The following is a 21,223-nucleotide window of genomic DNA, read 5'->3' on the forward strand; positions in this document are numbered from 1 at the left end:
ATAGATTTTGCTTCCACACCTACTATAATAATTAACTTATTGCCTAAAATTATTTATTACCTAAAATAGAATTACTAGCAACTTCGGTTCCTTTTCTTCCTGTCAACACAATAATGATTCCCTCAGTTGAAACAACTATAGTCTTTAAAATTGTCTGTTTTGTTAGTTTTTCTTGAAACCACAATTAAAAAATCAAAGAAACTCACATAGAAGTTGGGGTAAAGTGACAAGCTACGGCAATACCCGCTCCAATATAACTAACAAGAGATGGGAACGGATATTTAGGAGAAATTACACCAGGAAGGAAACAGCACCTTAAATGCTCTTCTGGTTCTAGAAACCGCAAAGACATCAAAGTTAACATTAAGCCGATTTCCCAATTGGGAGGTAATCGTATCGGGAAATATAGAGAGACAAGGGGAAAGCAACCTTAACTAAGGGTAAGTTTTAGGTTGGTGAGGTTTTTATGAGACAATAATTTAGTCTATTACCCAATAAAGTTTTTTGACAATTTACTTTTGATATCTGACGTAAAGCGAATGACCACTCAGTTACCTCCTCTCAACACCAATACCATCTGGGCAATTCTTAATGAGGAAATCGATGACGCGACCGTCAACCAATTGGTTTGGTACTATCTAGGCTATCGTTATGATCAATCTCGCAAAATTTGGGATAATACTAAAGTTCCTGAAGATTGGCGAAAAGATTATCCAGACCCCCCAGATTTTATTGAAAATCGACCTCCTATTGTTAAGCTGACTCGTTCTATTCCTAAAGAAAATAAACAATTACTCAAAGAAAAGTTAGGATTTAAAGGCTATAAAATCGGTGAATTTGGACCAAAACAAACTCGCCGTGCTACTATGGCTAACTGGTTGTTGGGTTATTCTAACGAGTTAAATCTGTAGTAAACAGTTATTAGAACAACTTTCTATTTGTTTAGCATTTTCTAGGGAACCTGCCAGATTTTTTCATGATATTGCATCACATCATCATAGGAATTTTGAGGGAGATGATGGTGGTCGTGAAAATGGTCATGTTCGATGGGAGTTAGTCGGAATTTACACATCTCACAATTCATCTGAGTCTGTCCTAGTTGACTTTCAATTTCCCGTTCGCGAATTATTAAAAATAATTCCGGAGTCAATCCAATTTCAGGAAAACTAAGGATCTCAATATCGGGGTACTGTTCTTGTTGTTGGGCGCAAATATAAAAAATCTTCTTAACCAATGCCCCTGTAAACAGAAAATGAGGAAGTACGATAATGCGTTTAGGATTATAGAGTCTTGCTCGTTCAAACCCTTCTTCTAGACGGGGATGAGTAATACCAATAAAACAGGTTTCAACTGTGCGGTAGTGACTTCCTTCCCATAATAAACGGGAAAATTTACACATTTCACTATTAGCATCAGGATCACTCGAACCCCTGCCAACAATAAGTAATACAGTGTCTTCAGGGGCAATGGTTTCTTTATCAAGTTTAGCTAAGCGTGATCGCCAGACATCTAACAGCAGGGGGGTATTACCAAAATGTCGGCCATAGTGAAACCTTAAAAAGGGATAACGTTTTTTAGCTTGATCTAAAGCATTAGTGACATCAAATTTTGTGTGACGGGCAGCAAACAATAAAAAAGGGAGAGCCGTCATTTCCCTAAATCCCTCAGTCACACAACGATCAATCCCTTCTTGAATCAACGGTTCTGTTAACTCCAAAAAGCAGGGAATGACGGGGCGTGAGGTATCTAATGTTTGATAAGTGTTCACAAAATTAAGAAACGTTTGTTTTCCATCGATATCTCTAGTTCCATGTCCGATAATTAGTAAAGGACGTCGGAAGGGCAAAGGGGAGAATTTGTCCAATATTTCTGGAAATGTCAAAGCTCGAGCAATCATCCATACCTCGCAGATGAATCCAAAGGGTTACAATGAAAATGGCGGCTGTCAGTAATGAGATGAAGCTTCACATCTGATTCCTGTTCCTCATCATAACCACTTTCCTTTAATCCTATCAACGATTTCTGATTTTCCCCCCCCTTTGCTTTACCAGCAATTAAGAGTCTAGTCATCTTAATGATGAACGCATATTGAAAATTAGAGTTGTGTGATTAGATAGGAGAACACTTATATTGTTAGTCACAATTAAAACTCTTAAATAGTATTTTTCACTTTTTTCTTGTTTAGTCAGAAATGTCCAATATTTGGATTAAGTTTCGTACGGAATGTTTCTAAAAGTTACACATTGACAAATAAACCTCAATATAAGCTGTCTTAAAACATAAGGACATCACTAGAAACAAAGAGCAGAGCACTAATAAAATGAAGAGATTTTCAAAATTGGAGATAGCTATTAAAATCTCTACGAAGAAATCAATACTTAAGTGTATTTATTCGCTATTCTAGTCAGGTAATAAACATAAAACTATCAGAGTAATTAATTTAATTAAATTATTTTATCTATCCTAAAACTAAATTTTTGATATAAATTGCAAATGACTTATCTGGTTATTGAATGTTACGTTAGGCTTCTAACGTAATTGAGTGAAGTTAATAAATTTATAGTGAGAAAACTTAAGAATATAGAGTTAGTCAATAATTGGTATCAAATATAAAAAAATTATTTTTTGAAGTTAATTTCAACTCTCAACTAGAACATTTAAACTAAAATCAGTTTCTAGACAACCTGAGATTGTCTAATCAACGAACAAAATTGTAATTTATCCTAGTTAACCTTTCCTGAAAACTATTGATGAATAGTTGTTTACACAAATGATAATATCCATTATTACTCGGTTAATGGTATCGGAGATGATACTCTATTTGATTTTTAAGAATCAAGGAGATTCAATTCATGTTAATGAGCACACCATACAAGTGGATCAAATTTATTATATTGATCTTAATCAATATAATAAATCCTTAAATTAATCATTAATTAAATTCCTAATTAAGGTGCAGGGAGGAGCGCATACTTCAATATAAACTTATACAATCACAGTCTATAAATATCAAGTTTTATAGTCTAATTTTTAGTATTAATACTGGAGTATTCTACGGTTTATTTCGCTCAATTAATGAGATGGTTTAAACGCAAAATAGCATAGGGCGGATGATACCGATCATACTTTACTTTAGATTCAAAAATTTATCTAAAGCTGTTATCAAGCGCGGCGGCCAACGACGAACTTTTGTTACCCAATTTAAGTCTTGATAACGGTTATCCATTCCTACCGTTGCTACCCAATTACTCTCCGCTTCCCCTTGTTTTCCCAAGTCCCACAAAATAGCTGTTAATGCTGCTCGCGTATCGGGAAACATAGGATACTTTCGTATAATATTTTTTATTTGCTTTAAGGCTTCCTTCGTGTTTCCCAATTGATAGAATACCAAAGCAACATTGGCTTTAGCAAAGGTAAAGTCAGGATCAATGTTGACAGCTGTCTGGTAATCTTTTAATGCTTGTTCCCAGTTGCCTAAACTTCCTTGGGCATTCCCTCGATTATTGTAGGCCATAGCATCATTGGGAGCAATTTCTAAGACTCGGTTATAGTTTATAATTGCCTCTTGATATTTTCCTTGTCTTTCTAGAGCTGTTCCTCGATTAAGATAAATAGCAGACTCATTAGGAGCTAATTCAACAGCCTTATTAAAGTCTGCAATCGCTTTGTCTAATTTATTCTGACTAACACGAGTATTTCCCCGATTACTCCATAATGCTGAATTTATCGGAAATTTTTTGATTAATTGAGTCCAATAGGTTTCTGCTTGGGTAAAATTTTCTTTTTGCGTGGCTTCGAAAGCTTTTTCTGCAATTTCCTTCCCCCATTCTAATTGTTCTTGAGTAATTGGCGCAATAGGAGTTTCTTCGGCTAAAATCCTGGTAATAGTCCCAAACCACAATAAGAAAATACTTAACAGACTTAATAGTATACGGATCATTGGAGGTTTCTATTGATAGTGTTTTTTACCTATTATGACTTCTGTTCCATTTTTTTTAAATAGTCTTCATAGCCTAACTGTTTGAGTTCTTCTTGCTTATCGATAACTATTTTTGTTAGATCTTGTCGATGTTGTTGGATTTGTTTCAGTAGTTTAGAATCATGGGACGCCAGAATCTGCACTGCCAGTAGTCCAGCATTTTCAGCGTTTCCAATGGCGACGGTGGCGACGGGAATGCCTCTAGGCATTTGCACAATGGAATAAAGAGAGTCTATCCCCTGTAAATGACTGGTAGCAATAGGAACGCCAATGACAGGGAGAGGAGTTAAAGAAGCTACCATTCCCGGTAAATGGGCTGCTCCTCCTGCCCCTGCAATGATAACTTTTATTCCCTTTTTATGCGCAGTCTGGGCATAATCTACCATTATTTTTGGTGTACGATGAGCAGACACGATCGTAACTTCACAAGAAACTGAAAAGTCTTGACAAACGATGATCGCACTTTTCATCGTGGGTAAATCAGAATCACTTCCCATAATTATGCCTACACGAGAAGAAGAGTTAGTCATGATAGTTGCTCAGGTATATTCGACAGAGTTATTCTAACAATGAAAAGCTATCTAGATATGGAGACTCGATAACAATGGAGCCATTGATTAAGCTGAGCTTCTTGGTGAACTTACGATTCTAGATGATTCATAAAATCTAATCAAAAAATAGTAATTTACATTAAAAAATGCTAAAAAATATTAAAATTATTAATGCTAAAATATCCGGCTATCAAGAAAGTCAACAAGTTTCTATTAATTCCCAAGGAATTATTGAAGATATCTCATCAATGGGAACAAGTTTTAAATATATCCAAAATGAGACAATATTGGATTTAGAAGAAGATTATTTATCATTAGGAGGCATAGACTTACAAATTAATGGAGGGTTAGGATTGTCCTTTCCTGAAATTGAAGAAAAAGATTTGCCTATGCTACAAAAAATTTGTGATTTTCTATGGGAAGAAGGAATCGATGGATTCTGCCCCACGATTGTCACAACATCAGTTAAAAATATCCAGAGAGCGCTTTCAGTAATTGATCAATTTATAAGCCAACAAGTTATTAAATCCGAAGAGACCGCAAAAGTATTAGGAGTTCACTTAGAAGGACCTTTTTTAAACCCTCAAAAAAAAGGAGCACACTCTGAACAATATCTATTAACACCTAGTCTGGAAGCGGCTAAACTAATTTTAGGAAATTATGCTCATCGCGTCAAGATAATGACCTTGGCTCCTGAATTAGACTCAACCGATAAAGTAATTCCTTATTTAAAATATCAAGGAATTATTGTTAGTTTAGGACATTCTCAAGCTACAGACAAAGAAGCAAAAAAAGCTTTCAAATTAGGCGCATCAATGGTAACGCATGCTTACAATGCTATGCCCCCTTTACACCATCGTAACTCAGGATTATTAGGGGAAGCGATAATTAATCAAAATGTTTACTGTGGATTAATTGCCGATGGTCGACACGTCTGTCCAACTATGATGGAAATCTTACTGAAATCGAGTCATTATGACCAGGGAGTTTTTCTAGTTAGTGACGCTCTATCTCCTATTGGTTTAGGAGATGGGATTTATCCTTGGGATGAGCGACAAATTGAAGTTAAACAAGGAACTGCAAGTTTAACAAATGGAACATTGTCAGGAACAACTTTGCCCTTGTTTTCCGGATTAGAAAACTTGGTAAAATGGGGAGTCTGTGAGGTGCCAACTGCTATTTCCCTAGGAACAGAATCTCCCAGAAAAGCCATTAATCTGCCTGGAATTTCCATAGGACAGCCAGCCCATTTATTGCGCTGGCATTGGGATAAAATAAGTAGTATTTTGAATTGGGAAAGATTAAACAAGGAATAGTAATTAATCATGAAAGGCTGAAGTCAATAATAAATGTTTCTCCTTCTTGTTTTCCAGTTTGTATGTCTTAAACTAGATCCGTCGAAGCAAACTTAAACCATGGGTATCAGTTCCACAGGTTTTAAATAACCCATGGGTTTTACTTAAAGCTAATACTTGTTCTGTTTGTTTTGGACTAGTGGTCCAAGGTTTAGGATTACCATAGGCATAAAAAGCCTCCACCCCATCAATGTCTAAATCAGCACAAGCGTGAATAAGCTCATTTGCAGAACGATTATAACGAACAGGGTGGGCTAGGACAGCTAAACCACCAGCTTGATGGAGAGCGTTTATAACCTGATGAGCTGAAACCCAAAGGTCTTCGGGATGAGTCCCTCGGAGATAAGGCTGCATCAAACTGTGTTGTGGATCAAAACTATAGCCTAAAATATGAACTTCAGTATCAAGTAGATTAGCACTAATCTCAACCCCAGTCCAAAGATGAGGTAAAGGTTTGTGAGGATTGTGTTGGCGCGTCTCATTAATCCAGTTTTGCGCCACTTGGTAACCATTGATAGAGTGGTGGTCAGTAATTGCCATCCCCCTGAGACCGAGAGCCACTGCTTGTTCAATTAAAACCTGGGGTTTTAATTGTCCGTCGGAGTGAACAGTGTGCATGTGGAAGTTATAGTTATAAGGGCAACTTTCTCGGTGTAGAGCTTGCCAAACCTTTTTAAGAGCCTCGGTATCTTGAGCGGATGGCTGAGTTAACATAAATACAACCATAATCGGTGCCGTTACTGAAAAAATATTGCAAATTGTTACATCTAGGATAACAATCCTTTGCTTAAAGAGTTAAAAACTGCGTGTGTAGTTTATCTAAGTAGTTTATCTGAACTGATAAGACTTCCGATTCAAGCCTACTTTCCGAATAAAATGTTAAAAATAATCAAGTAAATATTACTAAGCTTAATACAATGTCCCAATTAGATTCAGGTTGCTGAGCAACATATACTGCTGTGATCGTTAAAGAAGCTGTAGCTAAGTCATTGTTATACTCCGATGTCACCTGTACTGGTAGCAATATGTACACCATTCGTCGTTATTTGACTTATAGAGGTGTTCTTCTTGACTACTATCTCCGCTTACTCTACCTGTGCTATGTTAGCTTACGATTTTGATAAGCTAGTTTTCGTTGAGAACCCTACAATTCTTTAAGGATCTTCATCGCTAGCATTATTCAAGCTATTCAAGCAATGAAAGAAATTACTGTTGGTTTGATTGGTATTGATGATGGTAAAGAAATTGGTTTTTTCTAACTACATTTGCCCTAAACAATAAGTTACTTGAAGGCCTTCTCTTTAAAAATTCTTTGATTAATTCTAGGATAATTTCATCTATGTGGATGCTTAAAGTGACAGTCTGCGTTTCCAGCTAAAATTGGATCTGGACTTAACGCGAATTACAGAATATTTAGTTGACCAAGTTAGTTCCCTATTGTAGTTTAGTTTTGTGAATAAAAGTGCATTATGAAGATAGGCAGTAGGTATCGTTAAGCTAGAATTAGCCCCTTGCTTATCAATGGCTAATTCTAGTCTTCTGTGATGGTAAATAGTTATTAATTAAAGGCTATTTATTAATGACCGTTAGCAAGTTAAAGAAAAAAAATAAACTTTCTGATTCTTGTTAATTAGATTAAATTAATTTTTTAAAAAAATCTATACATAAGCCCAAGATACTTCATTAATTTATTAAAGATAAAACTAAATTTACTATTAAAAATAATTCAAAAAAGTGATTAATACTACATTTATACTCTCGCACTTATAAATATATATAGCGCATAATTGATTGTCAGAATTAGCTGAAATTTTCTCATAAAAACTAGTACAATGAATTTGCTAATATAGCTTGATTTAATTTAAAAGTGTAGTCACAAAATAATCGATACTAGGAAATATTGATTATTTTTAAATAGGGTATTAAGTTAATTCAACTAAATCAGTTGAAAAATAGGTTTAACAATGTTTTTAATTTAAAAAAAATAAATTGTAGTTAATTTTATCAGTAGAAATTTCATAAAAATACAAAAAAATAAATTATTTTTTCTAAAATGTAAGATAACTATTTTTTAGGCATGAATAAACTAAAAATAGTTATCTTACATTTGCTATTTTTTAGGTACAGCAAAATCCTGATAAATCTAAGTATAAACATGATTTTCTTAAAAAGAAAGAAGTAGATAACGTTTTTTATAGAAAATAGTTAAAATCATATAACAATAATATGGTAGTTTTTAAGTTAGATTAAAGATACAAATAGTTGGAATAATCTCAAAAAAAAAATAGGTTGACATAAAATCACTTAAATTAATTGAATCAATTAATTTATCTGTGCTGTTCAGTGGAAGAGAAACTATTAGATGAGGCAGAAATAAATATGACTACAAATAATTTTGATATTAAAGATAAAACAATTAAATATTTTGCTCATATTATAAAGTTGAAAATTTATAACCTTTAAAAGGTTAATCTTCGCGTTAGAGAACAAATAAAGGAAACTACAGCATATAAAGATTTAAGGTATCAGATTAACTGTAGTATTACAAAGTTAGAAAGTCAACTTTAAATTATGTACAATCATTTGTCTCCTTTATACCAACTAACTTGATCGCCTAGATATATTTTGTAGAATCGCAAGTTTTACTCTAATTGTAGAGTTTACTAGCTTAAGCGTAATATACCAGAAATAGTTGTTGATGAAAGACGCATCACTGCATAATAAAAATTGTGTTTATAATCAACAACAATAGTTTGCCAAAGGTGTTCATTTTTTTCTAAATAGTTGTTGACAATAGACTTTTATCAACAACTATTTAGAAAAAAGTCATGGTTTATATCTCGATCTTTTAATCCCTCATCACCCTTTCCAATTTTCCCAACAGATGACAATATGAGTTATTTTATGGAAAGTTGGTCGTGAGGTAGTCCGTGTTAAAAATGCAATTGTCTCAACGTTGGGTTGATCAGTTACCGAGATCGGCGGACTGGTTGTTACTGGGATTATGGATTGTTATTGGGTCCATTCTCAGGTTTACCAACTTAACTGCTAAGCCCCCTTGGACAGATGAATTTGCTACGATGGTGTTGAGTTTGGGAAATGATTTCACCTCGGTTCCACTTAATGAGGTAATTTCCATTGATACTTTATTACAACCCCTGAAATTTAATTCTGATGCAAATATTGGAGATGTTATTTCATTACTCTTGCAAGAAGATAACCATCCTCCTCTGTATTTTGTGTTGGTACATTTATGGGTAAAATTATTTCCCCTACTGGGAGAATACGTAGATGTTTGGGTGATGCGATCACTTTCTGCTTTATTAGGAATTTTATCAATTCCAGCAATTTATTTCTTAGGAGGAGTTGCTTTCCGTTCTCAACGAGTTGGACAAATTAGTGCGGCTTTAATGGCAGTTTCTCCTTATGGTATTTTCCTGGCACAAGAAGCTCGTCACTATACATTGGCAATCCTTTTTGTAATTGCTTCTTTGACTTGTTTTACCTTCTCAATCAATATTCTTTTTTCAAAAAAAATATTACCTTTATGGTTAGTTATTACCTGGATATTCATTAATGGAATTGGCTTGTCAGTTCATTATTTTTTCGGAATAACTTTATTGGCGGAAGGAATAACGATAATATTTTTAATTTATCGTTTTTATCAGCAAAAAAAGGATGGAATGTCTTTTATATCACGAAATTTAATCCGTATTGTATTAGTTTTTATCGGAGCAATTTCAGCTGGATTAACTTGGATGGCAATTATTATTCCTAAAGGATATGGGAATGGCATGATTACCTGGGTTCATCCAATTAAACATATTTTATATATGATTAGTCCTCCATTCCAACTGTTAGCAGTTTGGGTTCCCATGATATCTTTGCTGCCCGTTGAATCTTCTTCCCTAGCCATTGTTATTTTATCGGGTCTAATTTTGTTACTCTTTTTTATTTGGTTTATTCCTTATGTAAAACAAGGAATCAAAGAAGGATTAAAATATTCAGACTATTACTTGCCAACAAAAGGGTTGATAGGATTTATTTTTAGTGCAATTGCTATTTTTTTAGGAATTACTTATGTTGTTGGATTGGACATCACCCGTGGTGCACGATACAGTTTTGTTTATTTTCCAGCTGTTATCGTTTTAGTGGCTGTGAGTCTTGCTATTTTTTGGAATCAATCTAACCTTGATGATTCAATAGTTAAAGAAAAATACCGAATGTCATTTAATCCTACTTATTTGTTAAGGATTATCTATGATAAACTCAATGGCAACGGGAAGTTGGCTGTTTATGCTGTTTGGTTTATGGGATTTCTAGGAGCGATTACCGTATTAGTTAATTTAGGATATCAAAAGTATTATCTTCCTGATCGCTTAATTTCAGTCATTAAAGACACGGCTTCTAGTCCGGTTTTGATTGCAACAACTCATAGAAGCTTAGTCCAAACAGGGGAAACTATGGGAATTGCTCTAGAACTACAACGACGTTCAGAACTACAAGATACTTTATTTTTGTTAGTTCATCAAGATAAATTAGAGTCCTCTGAAGCAACAGAAAATTTAAAACAGGTAGTTAGTAGAATTCCCTACTCTATTGAAGTTTGGACAGTTAATTTCCAGGCTCCTATTGACTTAAAACAATGTGTTGTTAATCAAAAAAAGCTTCCTCAAGTTAATGGTTATGGTTATCAACGATATACTTGTCAATAATTACTATTAAAAGTAATCTGAATTTATTTGGGAAACAAATATTGTAGTCGTTATCAATCCTGATTTATTCCTGGCGTTGGAAGACTCCAAGTAATCGGGTAATATTCACGTAGGTTGTTCCTATCGCACTAGCCACATTTTGATGGGTTCTCTCATTTCTTGCTTTAATAAATATTAAGAGTTTTGCCATCTCTCTTTAACTTTTTTTATTCCTGCAATTGCTAATAATACCTCTATTTGTCTGATAAGTGATATTATTCACTCTAATATCCGTTGAGCTAGTTGAGACAATATTTCAATTTTAATCAGAAGATATCATCTCATATAAACTTCTGATTAAGCTTTAGCTTGATAGAATTCCATGTGGGTTAACCATAATTCAAAAAAGATAGACCGTTGAGCTCAACCCAATAAAATCTCTTCCCTTTTATTCGTGGTTTGACTTAATTGAATAATCTCCTGGTATGCTTGCTATACGCCTTTAGATATCATCGGAATTTCTTCACCGTAAATAAGTCAAAGCGTGGCTGGGGTCTTTCGTTTCTCTGATTGGAGAACGGAAGTTAAAGAGATCCATGAATGAGTAGATAGCATAAGTTTAAAAGTCTTTCTACTGTAGAAGAGCAATAATTCATTGATCAGCCTAAGCTATTTAGGTAAATTGTTGGTGATTAAAAGGTTAATAACCTTAACAGAAGAAAATACAGAAAATTTCTAATCTCAGCGATTGTCGTTTCATAGGAAACTAGCCTAATTGGGTTAGGTCGAAACTGAATTCAGCACACACTAGTTTGTCCATTACAGTTCTTGTCCACATTCATTTCTATGAAACTTTTATCCTCTGCTTAGGAACTATAAATAGTCGGACATAAATAGACAATCTATACATAACAAATATTAAGAAAGTAAGTTGAACTTTTAACCTTATTAAATAATATTTAGATTTTTATATTTGATTTCCAGTTAATTAACTTTTTCAACTTTCTAATTTTTAACAAAAAACCTCCACTTTTAAACCATTTTATCCTGAGCATGATTTGATAGCTTCCGTCACTGCCATAACAAATTCTCAATTTCATCTTATTTTATTTATTGTTGTATTAACATTATATATATTTTCTTGGTTTTTCTAAAAAAACAAATAGAAACAAGATAATTTTGTCCATCAATATTTAAAACAAACAAGTAAGTATTTTGGCAAATACTTACTTGTTTGTCGTGATTAATTCAAACATTTTTTTGTAATTATATATTTTTATTTGATACCATTTTTTTATGTATAGTTTTGTACTATAAGCTATTTGTGCTATTACTTCTAGTATTTTTAGAAAAAACTTAAGTATTTTTTGAAGAGTTTATTTTACTTGTATCTATTTTGTCTTTTTCTGAGATATATTCAAGATATTTTGTATTTTATTGCTTTCAGATTCTTTTTCTTCCACTACTCAGATCGTTCTGTACTATTTCTTCTTTTTTTTATGTAGATATTGTTTTTATAATTGTATTTCGGAATAAACAGTTCTATTTAATTATTTTCTTCGACTTCTGATTGTTTTTTTAGCAGAATCTTTCCACTATTACACTAGGTTAATAAGAAAATCTTTAGCTTTTAGTTAATTTCAATAATTCTTATTTTTTAAATTACATTAGCCTAATTTCTAATCAGGATAACATTTAGTACTTTTTTTTTTTGTTGCTTTTTATTTTACATTGATTTAAAATTTTCTACTGAGAGATATCAACGCAGTAAATTATATAAAAAAGACAATATTTTCTCCTCTGAGATGGGGCAGCTCCCCTACCGTCAAAATTAAACTCTGATAGTGGAGAACTTAAACAATCTACTATTGTGCGGTCTCGCGGGTGGGAAGTATCTATTTCAGCACTAGTGAATATATGTAGTTTACAAAAAAATATTGAAAGCAATTAATTAAGGCGAGAAGTTGTCTACCCCTACTCTTTAGCTCACTCGTTGAGGTAATTAGGATACATTATGAGTAAGCACGCCAAACTCCTACCAAAACTCCCTGAATTTCTACCTCAGAAGTTTTAAGTTCCATCGGTTTATACTGAGAATTTGATGGTTTAAGTAATACCTTTTCACCATTTTGATAAAATCGTTTTAAAGTTGTTCCATGACCTTGAACAATGGCAGCTACAATTTCTCCATCTTTAGGATGTTCATCTCTAGATAGGGATCGCATGATAACTAAATCGCCTTCAGTGATTAAATCTTCGATCATGCTGTCTCCTACAATCTGTAATCCATAGTAATTTTTCTGTTCAGTGATTTCAGATAAATCTAATTTAGTTTGTTTGTCGGCACATAGTTCAACCAATGTGCCAGCCGTAATTGCTCCTAAAATACGAATACCCTTGGGTTTAGGGCGTAAAATTCGAATTGTACGGGCTTTACCTTCTGTCCAATCTATATAACCTTTGTTTCGTAATCTTTCTAGACGACTCTGAACAGGAGCTGGTGATCGCAAATGCATCGCGTGCATCATCTGACGAATGGAAGGGGCATGCTGGGTTTTGTCAATGTACTCAACTAGCCAGTCAAATAGTTCTTGTTGTGCAGGGGTTAAGGATTCCATAGGTTTTAATGAGAACGAAAATAGTTATAAATTAAAGGTAAGATTTTTACCTCTTTTTTCGACGAACATAGGTACTATGATAGACCTATTTTATCCTTTGTTTAATTTTTATGATTTTCTCCTAATGCTGACTACAGGCAAGCCAAAATTATGGGGAGATTGGTCAAGATATTCTAGTTGGCAGGGAACGAAGTAAAAGACTAGAATCGTGAAGTATTAGAATTCTTGGGATATCCCGAAGAAATATCTCAACGACGAAAGTTTTTCAATAAAAAGGGGAAAACAATAATACCCCCTCGATTGACAGCTGGACCTGTTTTGACAAATCCTAATTTTAAATAAATTGGCAAAGCATAGTCAGTTGAGTTAGCAGTAATTTCTCCTAATACGCAACTTTTAGCATGATTAAACAATATTTTCCCAATTTTTTGTCCTCGATAGTTTTTTTTGACAAAATAGAGTAGAATATGGTTGCTTCGACTTATTTCAAGAATTCCGATTAATTCAGTATTTATTTTATATAACCACATTTTAGACCCGCAGACCAGTCTTTTTCTTAAGGAACTACAGGCAATAAATTCAAAAAAATTGTTATATCCTTCGGCTGTTATTTTAGTTAATTTCTCTTCGAAAAATATTTGTTTGATTAATTGATGAATATCTAAGATATCAGTCTGAGTAGCTAAGTTAATTGATGGCATAAATCACCAATCATCCTCCTCTAGGATAGCTTTTTGTTTTATAGATACTAGAGTTAATTCTTCCTCGTCCTCTTCCCAAGTTGCTGTTAAGGGTTCCACTACCTTAGCAATAGCGTCGGTAACGAATCTTTTAACAAATTCATCCTTACGACTCAGTTCAAATTGACGTTGTACAACTTCGGTAATTCCTCCATCACCCCAGTCTTGATCGTGACGGAAATATTCAACAAAACTTTTTCCAGCAACACGGGTTAAATAAGCAGCTGTTACTCCCTGAATCGCTTTCCCAACTATATAAGTAGTTACATTTAATTGTAGGGCTTTGCTTAACAAATCCAAGGCTCCTTTGACTATCCCTAAACTTACTAAAGTTTTTCCTAAAGATAGGGCTAATTCCTTACCACGATCACTATTTAATTCACAGCCATAGATTTGTCCAATTTCAATCACCATTTGGGCATTAACTGCTGCCATTGCCAACATATCGACTACGGGTAAAGGAGTAACAGAAATAACTCCGGCACCAATCCATCGATAACGATCAATAATTTTATCCGCCTGTTGTCGTCTTTGACGATCAATCATTTTTCTAGCTTCTTCTCCCAGGCGTTGAGATTGCAACAAAATATTATCAGCAATTAAATCTTCTCCCTCTGCCCTTAAAACCACAGCAAGACGCTTAATTAGGGGGATAATTTCTGGTTCTGGCGTAACAATTTCCTTATTTTCTAATAAAAATGGTTGAGGCTTAGCAGCAACTGCAATAATATCTAAAGGGGAAATCAATCCCTTAACTCTTTGTTGCAACTGCTTCATTAGCAGTGTCAATTCTTCTTTTGGGTAAAGATCGATTTTGTTCAAGATCAATAATGATCGCTTACCGATATTTACTAAAGTTTGTAGGGGATCATATTCTGATTGACGTAAATCATTATCCGCCACAAATAATAATAAATTTGCTTCTGTCGCTAATTTTCGTGCCAACTGTTCCCGTTCAGTTCCTTCTACTCCTATTTCCAAAATTCCTGGGGTATCTGTAATTAGAATGTCTCTAGGAACTCCTGCTAACTTAAGAGAATAGGTCTCCCCAATTTTAGTCGTTCCGAGAGTGGCTTCTACATTGCCCACCATTTCCCCAATTAAGGCATTAACTAGAGAGGTTTTCCCCGCCGATCCTGTACCGAAAACCACAACTTGTAAATTGCCTTTAACCAAACTAGTTTCAATTTGACGAGAACGACTCAATAGAGCTTTTTGAGTGACTTTATCTTGGATCTGTTGCACTTGGCGGCGTACTGCTTTAAGGGTTTCGTGTGCCGCTTCAGTTTTTTGTTCAGGGAGTTTAGGACGAGACCGTTCTTGACGACGAGTAAAGAAAAACTTACCAGAGACAGCTAAGTTGAAATAATAAATAAAAGCATAGATTAACAAGCCCAAAAGACCTATAATCAGGATAATCAATAGATTACCTAATAAAGGTGCTGTAAAAGAGAATTGAATATAAAGACGATAAACCGAATTGATCAACCATATAATCAATCCAAGAATTATACTCAAACCAATGATCAGAAATAACAGACGGGGCAGAGGCATGGAAAGAGGGGGAGAAAGTGGGAGAGGGTAAAAGAGAAAGAGTCTGCTTTGACATGGTGTGCCTCTTGCCTTACTGTTACTGGCTGCGTTGTCTGAGGGCTTCTGGACAGAAAAACAGAATTAACTGATAACATTCGAGGCTTAGCTATAACGAACAGGCTAGATAGAAGATAAAAGTCAGTCCAATTCAAGCTCAAGGGAACCAAGACAGATGACTTGTGGGAAAGGGAAAGAAAAGGTAAACTCCCAAACCCATTATGGCAGTAGGCGGAACAATAAAAGTGATCGCCCCGACGGAAATATTTCCATCTGAGGAAATTTTCGGTGGTTATTCTTTGCCAGTTTTGCTTTGTCCAACACCAGGTTAAGCCGAATTGCCTATTAGCTATCGTAATCACTTGTTTTTCTAAATTAGCCGTAAAAATTATGACGGTAGGAATTGCAAGTAAAGGCTTTCATACAATGCTAAAGCAGAAATTTTGCCATGACGACAAATAGAACAAGTGTAGACGTTGTAATAACTTAGAGAGTTTCAATAGTTTTTCATCGATCAATTAAGAAAATAATCAATATTAACATTATTATGCTAAATTAGGCGGTGTATTCTTAATTTTTAAGAAATGATTAGGTGTAACCTGTTGAAGTTGTTTTTGAATCATATTTTCTATGTCTTCTCGTTGAATTTCAATCCCTTGTGTCTGATTATTTGGGTTATCCATAAGAATAATGCTATCAACTTGACGAATAGCAAACATTTGAAAAAAAAGGTGAGTTATAGGTATAGAAACAATATCAATAGGGAGATTAACACTACTGGGATCTACGGTGTCTTGAAAATTGCGGGCATCTTGATGGCTAACAAAACCATAGACCACTCGCTTAGTTATTTGGGGTTGTTTGCGGTTATTGAGAGTCGTAATTATCCAATGACGATCACTCGTATGTAAAACAAAATAATCTGTTTGTTTGTGTTGATTAGCAAAGAATTTAAGCACTGGGTTTACAGCTTGTTCCATAATCTCTATAGACACGCCATATTCAGGAGCGTTATTGGCGAGAATTTCTAATTGTTTCTTTATATTCATAAAAATTACCTAGGTTTTAGTTAGAATTTACTCTGGAGTCTTTCTTTTTGTTTTTCTGGTGTTTTCCATGATTTAAGATAAAACGATTAGTAGAAAAAACATTTATTTTGGATTTTTTCTTCCCGATCACTTCTAACCGAATGCTGTGTTGGTAATCACCTTGAAAAAAGATTAATAAGATTGTGATTTCTAATCAATTTCCGAACCAAGATTATTTTTTCAGATATCTCAGACATTGGTTAAGCTATGAATTACTTTCATGATTTTGGTCATCATTGTTATCTTTAATTTTGATGGTAACGTATCTTGGTGTGTATCGATCACCTACTTCAGGATCAATTTTAATCGAGTCGAGAAATTCTGCAGTATTTTCTGATGAGGATTTAAGATTATGGATCAACAGATCTAGGAGATTGTCACTGTTGAGGGAATTGGTTCCGGTTATATATAGCTCAAATAATGATAAAGATGTTCCTGGGTTAATATTCTTAATCAAGAAACGGCTAAGGAGATTTAGTATAGTGTGATCTGGACTTAAATAACAGGAAAATAAAAAAAATTTCTGAGTCTACATTTGAGGTTCAAGAATTGGGAGGTGGAATTAAAGCTTCTTCCCAAGATGGTTTTTGAGTCTATAAATTTTTAGGAACTTAGTTTAGAAAAACCTTGTTACCAGCTCTTTCTAAAGGAAGTTTTTGCAAGTTTTAGCGATATATCTGAGCAAAAATTATTTTCCTCCTTTTCACCGTAAAGTTATCACATCTTGTGTTTCAAGAGGTATGAAATCTATTAATTTTAAGGGAAATTTGCTTATCCATTGGTCATCAAAAGCTTTCAATCTGACGTTGAGTTTTTTTTGCAACTAGGCAATCTTCCATCATAAGAGAATTAAGGGTTTTTAATTGGATAAAACTTTAATAATACTAAATTAAGTTGTAAAAAAACACTCAATTATAAAAAGAAAGTGACCTAAAAAAACGTTATAAAGAGGTACTATAAAAGTAATTATATACATAATTAAGGTACTATCTAAAATAGTGTTAATAGTTTGTAATAAAGAATAGGCTATGTTTATGACAGATAATATTTGTCGCAAAAAATAAGAATTTTATAATAGAGTATCTATGTAGTAAACCTATTTATTGAAATTAAGACTATTTCATAGATGAATATTAATAGTCATAAAAGTAATTAATAATTAAATAAAAATGAAGTTTATTCATAAAAATACATCTTTTATGAACTATTTTAAATAGTATTTGAGGTAATTTTTAGAAAACATTTCTATCTAAAATAGATAAAATTATTTGATAGAATAAGACTATATATATTTATATTTTTACGAACATTAGATAATATAAGTAAATAGAAAATTACTATATTCAGTTAATTAACATTTAATTTTAATTTTATAGGTATTTTAAAATATTTAGTTAAATACTAGAAAATTAAAATCTAATAAATTTTGCTAATAAATTGAGATATTCTCAGTTAAATAAAAGAAAGAAGTAAAAAATTGACTAATAAAAATAAGTTAATTTTACTGTGTTTTTTAGGAGGATATGGCTATCGTATCTGGCATTATACATTTTTTAATTATCAATTGATCAAAATAGTTATTTTCTGGGATAATCCATTCAAAGTAGATATGGTTAAAGCTTTGAATTAACTTAGCAATTTAGCAATAAAATTTTTCTAATCGTTCATTTTCTACAAAAATTAATCTATTTACTTAATCTTTAAGAAAATTACTATTACCCTTAATTTATAAAACACTTCTTTCTAAGATTTATATTTGTTTCAGGTTCAGAATCAGTCCTATGTATTTTAGTTTCCCTTTTCACATAAAGGGAAACTAACTAAGTTATGATATATTTCTGTTTCTAGGGTATTGACAAAATGCCTGCGGCCACTTCTTATTCACAGTCGTCCTAAGAGTTCCTAGATCTAGATATATTTTTGCCAATATATGGATTTGTCAAGTGTATAGTTTAGACATAGTTAGTCCATTAGAAATTGGTAGTCAGACAACATTGATCTTAGAATTCGACACAAAATAGCAGAGTGCTAACCTAAAAATATTTTGTTTTTTAAGTAGTTTAATCTTGGTTATACTTAATATCTTAAGTCGTTGCTCAATCTTGAGCAATAGTTATTTTGTGGTTTTGACAATTAAATTGAATCTATTTACTGAGTCTTAAGTTTGATATAGGTAATATAAAAAGGATTATGTGCTAATTTTAATAGTCAATAACTTTCTTTATTAAACATTAATGATAGCTAAAAGGAGTTGATTGATTAATACACAACATCTGGTACACATTGGCTAGTTGTATAGTTGAGTGAATATTAACGTACAAAACCAGATATTCTACTAAGTATGACTGTCTCATATTCATGCACTGGTTCAACGATGCAACTTTCTAAAATTTTAATTGCAAATCGCGGAGAGATCGCCTTACGAATCTTACACAGTTGTGAGGAACTAGGAATCGCCACGGTTGCTGTTCACTCCACCATAGACCGCCAGGCACTTCATGTCCAACTTGCAGATGAAAGTGTTTGCATCGGTCCGCCATCGAGTAATAAAAGCTATCTCAACATTCCTAATATCATTGCTGCTGCCCTCACGCGCAATGCCACTGCCATTCATCCAGGGTATGGGTTTTTAGCAGAAAATGCTAAGTTTGCTGAAATTTGCGCAGATCACAAAATTACGTTTATCGGGCCGAGTCCTGAAGCTATCCGATCAATGGGAGATAAATCTACTGCAAAAAAAACTATGCAGAAAGCAGGAGTTCCCACGATTCCTGGAAGTTGGGGGGTGATCGACACGGAACAAGAAGCCCTAGCCATCGCCCGTGATGTTGGTTATCCTGTCATCATTAAGGCCACTGCTGGAGGTGGAGGACGGGGAATGCGCTTGGTTCGAGAAGATAAAGAATTTTCTCGTGCTTTCCAAGGGGCTCAGGGAGAAGCTGAGGCGGCATTTGGCAATAGAGGAGTGTATATCGAAAAGTTTATTGAACAACCCCGTCACATTGAATTTCAAATCCTGGCTGATAGTTATGGCAATGTGGTTCATTTGGGAGAAAGAGATTGTTCTATCCAGCGTCGTCATCAAAAACTACTTGAAGAAGCTCCTAGTCCTTTTCTCAACCTCCAATTACGTGCAAAAATGGGAAGAGCAGCTGTTAAAGCAGCTAAATGTATTAATTACGTAGGGGCCGGAACAGTAGAATTCTTGGTTGATAAGCAGGGAAATTTTTACTTTATGGAGATGAACACCCGTATTCAAGTAGAACACCCTGTGACGGAGATGATCTCTGGGTTAGATTTAGTTGCTGAACAAATTCGTATTGCCCAAGGGGAAAAACTCGGCTTTTCTCAAAATCAAATAAAACTCCAAGGTCACGCAATCGAGTGTCGTATTAATGCTGAAGATCCAGACTATAATTTTCGTCCCCATCCCGGTAAAATTAGTGCATATCTTCCCCCTGGAGGTCCGGGAGTACGGATGGATTCTCATGTATATACAGATTATGAAATCCCCCCCTATTATGACTCTTTAATTGGTAAATTGATTGTCTGGGCTCCTGACCGGAAAATGGCAATTAAACGGATGAAACGAGCTTTAAGAGAATGTGCGATAACAGGGGTTCCTACCACTATTGATTTTCATCAACGAATTTTAGAAACTTCCGCTTTTTTAACTGGTGAAGTATACACTAATTTTGTTGAGGAACATTTGCTAAAAAAGTCTAATATAAAAGGTTAAGTATATTACTGAAATAGCTAATACAACCTTAATTATACTTAATTTATTAGTTTCAACAAATATTGAACACTATCTTTCAGTATTTGCTAATAAATTCAAATATACTACAAATTAATATTTAAATGAAAATCAATGATTCAAACAAATAAAAAAATCTTTTTTATTTTAACGGCAATATATTTTTTTGAAAAAATATATTAGGTATACTTAAAGAGTTAGCTCTTTTGTTTAAAGAAAATATACTTTTAAGGTAGTCCAGCTATTTTACCAGATTGAGAGGATCACAAATACAAACTAAAAATATTCTAATTACTCCTACTGCTTTTATTAAAAACTTAACTGTTATTTCTAATAAAAGTTACTTATCAAAAGTTAAAAAAGTAAGTTTAGAAAATTGAACACAATGACAAATTAGTATAGAATTACTTAGTAAAATGCATGTCAAAAGATTAGTGATTGCATTGCAATATATTTTAATAGTTTAACTCAGTTTATTTATTTTGATTACCCCAACTTGACATATCTCCTAAAAGTCTTAGAAACTATCATCAAAAATTATACTCAAAAAAATAGAAATGACTCCGTCAGATATCAACAGTTTGTCAAAAAAGCCGCAAGTTAATTTATTAAAAAAATAATATCAAATATTAAAAACTTAGTATTTAATTAAGTTGTTTTATTTACTAATAAAAAAAATATTTTTTTATTAGTAAATAAAAGAGATTTTAAACTGACAGTTTTTTAAAAAAGTGATGATTAATATTTATCTATTTTAGTTTTAGAGGATTTAAACAAATAAAATAGTCAGTATATATTTGTATATAATCATCAATATATATTCAAAAAATAAGAAGTTTTTTCTAAAAAAA

17 protein-coding genes and 1 pseudogene are annotated in these 21,223 nt (G+C 33.3%); 5 read left to right on the forward strand and 13 right to left on the reverse strand.

The genetic code is table 11. The features are described from left to right. Nucleotides 1-202: 202 nt before the first annotated feature. Nucleotides 203-364: a hypothetical protein gene (locus P3F56_RS04820; RefSeq protein ID WP_281153627.1), complete on the reverse strand. Its 162-nt coding sequence runs from the start codon at nucleotides 362-364 to the stop codon at nucleotides 203-205. Nucleotides 365-539: 175 nt separating this feature from the next. On the opposite strand from P3F56_RS04820, the gene P3F56_RS04825 reads away from it, so the two are divergent. Continuing rightward, nucleotides 540-911, forward strand: a complete 372-nt coding sequence (locus P3F56_RS04825) for a DUF1823 family protein (protein ID WP_281153628.1) — start codon at nucleotides 540-542, stop codon at nucleotides 909-911. Between the two features lie 41 nt (nucleotides 912-952). On the opposite strand, the gene P3F56_RS04830 is transcribed toward P3F56_RS04825, so the two are convergent. From P3F56_RS04830 to purE, 4 genes are all read right to left on the reverse strand, one after another. Continuing rightward, on the reverse strand, nucleotides 953-1,897 hold the full coding sequence (locus P3F56_RS04830) for a sirohydrochlorin chelatase (protein WP_281153629.1): 945 nt from the start codon (nucleotides 1,895-1,897) through the stop codon (nucleotides 953-955). Beyond that, nucleotides 1,894-2,070, reverse strand: coding sequence for a hypothetical protein (locus P3F56_RS04835; RefSeq protein WP_281153630.1), 177 nt, complete (start codon nucleotides 2,068-2,070; stop codon nucleotides 1,894-1,896). Before P3F56_RS04835 ends, P3F56_RS04830 begins: the two co-directional genes overlap by 4 nt. Before the next feature lie 1,057 nt (nucleotides 2,071-3,127). Continuing rightward, nucleotides 3,128-3,940, reverse strand: a complete 813-nt coding sequence (locus P3F56_RS04840) for a tetratricopeptide repeat protein (RefSeq protein WP_281153631.1) — start codon at nucleotides 3,938-3,940, stop codon at nucleotides 3,128-3,130. Between the two features lie 32 nt (nucleotides 3,941-3,972). Continuing rightward, entirely contained in the window at nucleotides 3,973-4,509 is a 537-nt protein-coding gene (purE, locus tag P3F56_RS04845) for a 5-(carboxyamino)imidazole ribonucleotide mutase (protein ID WP_281153632.1), read from the reverse strand. 167 nt (nucleotides 4,510-4,676) lie between these two features. Here purE and nagA point away from each other — a divergent pair, with 167 nt between their 5' ends. After that, complete coding sequence (gene nagA, locus P3F56_RS04850; RefSeq protein WP_281153633.1) at nucleotides 4,677-5,846, forward strand: N-acetylglucosamine-6-phosphate deacetylase; 1,170 nt, start codon at nucleotides 4,677-4,679, stop codon at nucleotides 5,844-5,846. Nucleotides 5,847-5,918: 72 nt separating this feature from the next. Here nagA and P3F56_RS04855 read toward each other — a convergent pair whose 3' ends face one another. Continuing rightward, entirely contained in the window at nucleotides 5,919-6,611 is a 693-nt protein-coding gene (locus P3F56_RS04855) for a PHP domain-containing protein (protein WP_281153634.1), read from the reverse strand. A 230-nt stretch (nucleotides 6,612-6,841) separates the two neighbouring features. Between P3F56_RS04855 and P3F56_RS10455 the strand changes: the two are divergent. Next, a pseudogene (locus tag P3F56_RS10455) lies at nucleotides 6,842-7,144 on the forward strand (allophycocyanin subunit beta); the annotation flags it as partial. 1,671 nt (nucleotides 7,145-8,815) lie between these two features. Then, entirely contained in the window at nucleotides 8,816-10,600 is a 1,785-nt protein-coding gene (locus tag P3F56_RS04860) for a glycosyltransferase family 39 protein (RefSeq protein WP_281153635.1), read from the forward strand. Nucleotides 10,601-10,664: 64 nt separating this feature from the next. Here P3F56_RS04860 and P3F56_RS04865 read toward each other — a convergent pair whose 3' ends face one another. The 7 genes from P3F56_RS04865 to P3F56_RS04895 form a co-directional block, all read right to left on the reverse strand. Then, nucleotides 10,665-10,790: a hypothetical protein gene (locus tag P3F56_RS04865; protein ID WP_281153636.1), complete on the reverse strand. Its 126-nt coding sequence runs from the start codon at nucleotides 10,788-10,790 to the stop codon at nucleotides 10,665-10,667. 1,801 nt (nucleotides 10,791-12,591) lie between these two features. Then, the gene (lexA, locus tag P3F56_RS04870; RefSeq protein ID WP_281153637.1) at nucleotides 12,592-13,197 is read right to left on the reverse strand and encodes a transcriptional repressor LexA; all 606 of its coding nucleotides are present in this window, start codon (nucleotides 13,195-13,197) and stop codon (nucleotides 12,592-12,594) included. Nucleotides 13,198-13,445: 248 nt separating this feature from the next. Further along, nucleotides 13,446-13,898, reverse strand: coding sequence for a GNAT family N-acetyltransferase (locus P3F56_RS04875; protein WP_281153638.1), 453 nt, complete (start codon nucleotides 13,896-13,898; stop codon nucleotides 13,446-13,448). Between the two features lie 3 nt (nucleotides 13,899-13,901). Further along, nucleotides 13,902-15,437: a YcjF family protein gene (locus P3F56_RS04880; RefSeq protein ID WP_281153725.1), complete on the reverse strand. Its 1,536-nt coding sequence runs from the start codon at nucleotides 15,435-15,437 to the stop codon at nucleotides 13,902-13,904. Further along, nucleotides 15,364-15,546 (reverse strand): hypothetical protein, encoded by a 183-nt coding sequence (locus P3F56_RS04885; RefSeq protein WP_281153808.1) that lies wholly within the window; start codon nucleotides 15,544-15,546, stop codon nucleotides 15,364-15,366. The genes P3F56_RS04880 and P3F56_RS04885 overlap by 74 nt, the downstream gene beginning before the upstream one ends. A gap of 526 nt (nucleotides 15,547-16,072) precedes the next feature. After that, nucleotides 16,073-16,576, reverse strand: a complete 504-nt coding sequence (locus P3F56_RS04890) for a hypothetical protein (protein ID WP_281153639.1) — start codon at nucleotides 16,574-16,576, stop codon at nucleotides 16,073-16,075. Between the two features lie 244 nt (nucleotides 16,577-16,820). Beyond that, a complete protein-coding gene (locus P3F56_RS04895; RefSeq protein WP_281153640.1) occupies nucleotides 16,821-17,072 on the reverse strand; it encodes a hypothetical protein in 252 nt (83 codons plus the stop codon). Between the two features lie 1,917 nt (nucleotides 17,073-18,989). Between P3F56_RS04895 and accC the strand changes: the two genes are divergently transcribed. Next, complete coding sequence (accC, locus tag P3F56_RS04900; protein WP_281153641.1) at nucleotides 18,990-20,354, forward strand: acetyl-CoA carboxylase biotin carboxylase subunit; 1,365 nt, start codon at nucleotides 18,990-18,992, stop codon at nucleotides 20,352-20,354. The last annotated feature ends 869 nt before the right edge of the window (nucleotides 20,355-21,223 follow it).

Origin of the sequence: cyanobacterium endosymbiont of Epithemia clementina EcSB, assembly GCF_029919255.1 — a bacterium.
Classification (GTDB): Bacteria; Cyanobacteriota; Cyanobacteriia; order Cyanobacteriales; family Microcystaceae; genus Rippkaea.

Coding starts and splice junctions, on each gene's coding strand:
- P3F56_RS04820 (WP_281153627.1), bottom strand. CDS start 364: ATGTTAACTTTGATGTCTTTGCGGTTTCTAGAACCAGAAGAGCATTTA.
- P3F56_RS04825 (WP_281153628.1), top strand. CDS start 540: ATGACCACTCAGTTACCTCCTCTCAACACCAATACCATCTGGGCAATT.
- P3F56_RS04830 (WP_281153629.1), bottom strand. CDS start 1,897: ATGATTGCTCGAGCTTTGACATTTCCAGAAATATTGGACAAATTCTCC.
- P3F56_RS04835 (WP_281153630.1), bottom strand. CDS start 2,070: ATGACTAGACTCTTAATTGCTGGTAAAGCAAAGGGGGGGGAAAATCAG.
- P3F56_RS04840 (WP_281153631.1), bottom strand. CDS start 3,940: ATGATCCGTATACTATTAAGTCTGTTAAGTATTTTCTTATTGTGGTTT.
- purE (WP_281153632.1), bottom strand. CDS start 4,509: ATGACTAACTCTTCTTCTCGTGTAGGCATAATTATGGGAAGTGATTCT.
- nagA (WP_281153633.1), top strand. CDS start 4,677: ATGCTAAAAAATATTAAAATTATTAATGCTAAAATATCCGGCTATCAA.
- P3F56_RS04855 (WP_281153634.1), bottom strand. CDS start 6,611: ATGGTTGTATTTATGTTAACTCAGCCATCCGCTCAAGATACCGAGGCT.
- P3F56_RS04865 (WP_281153636.1), bottom strand. CDS start 10,790: ATGGCAAAACTCTTAATATTTATTAAAGCAAGAAATGAGAGAACCCAT.
- lexA (WP_281153637.1), bottom strand. CDS start 13,197: ATGGAATCCTTAACCCCTGCACAACAAGAACTATTTGACTGGCTAGTT.
- P3F56_RS04875 (WP_281153638.1), bottom strand. CDS start 13,898: ATGCCATCAATTAACTTAGCTACTCAGACTGATATCTTAGATATTCAT.
- P3F56_RS04885 (WP_281153808.1), bottom strand. CDS start 15,546: ATGTCAAAGCAGACTCTTTCTCTTTTACCCTCTCCCACTTTCTCCCCC.
- P3F56_RS04890 (WP_281153639.1), bottom strand. CDS start 16,576: ATGAATATAAAGAAACAATTAGAAATTCTCGCCAATAACGCTCCTGAA.
- accC (WP_281153641.1), top strand. CDS start 18,990: ATGCAACTTTCTAAAATTTTAATTGCAAATCGCGGAGAGATCGCCTTA.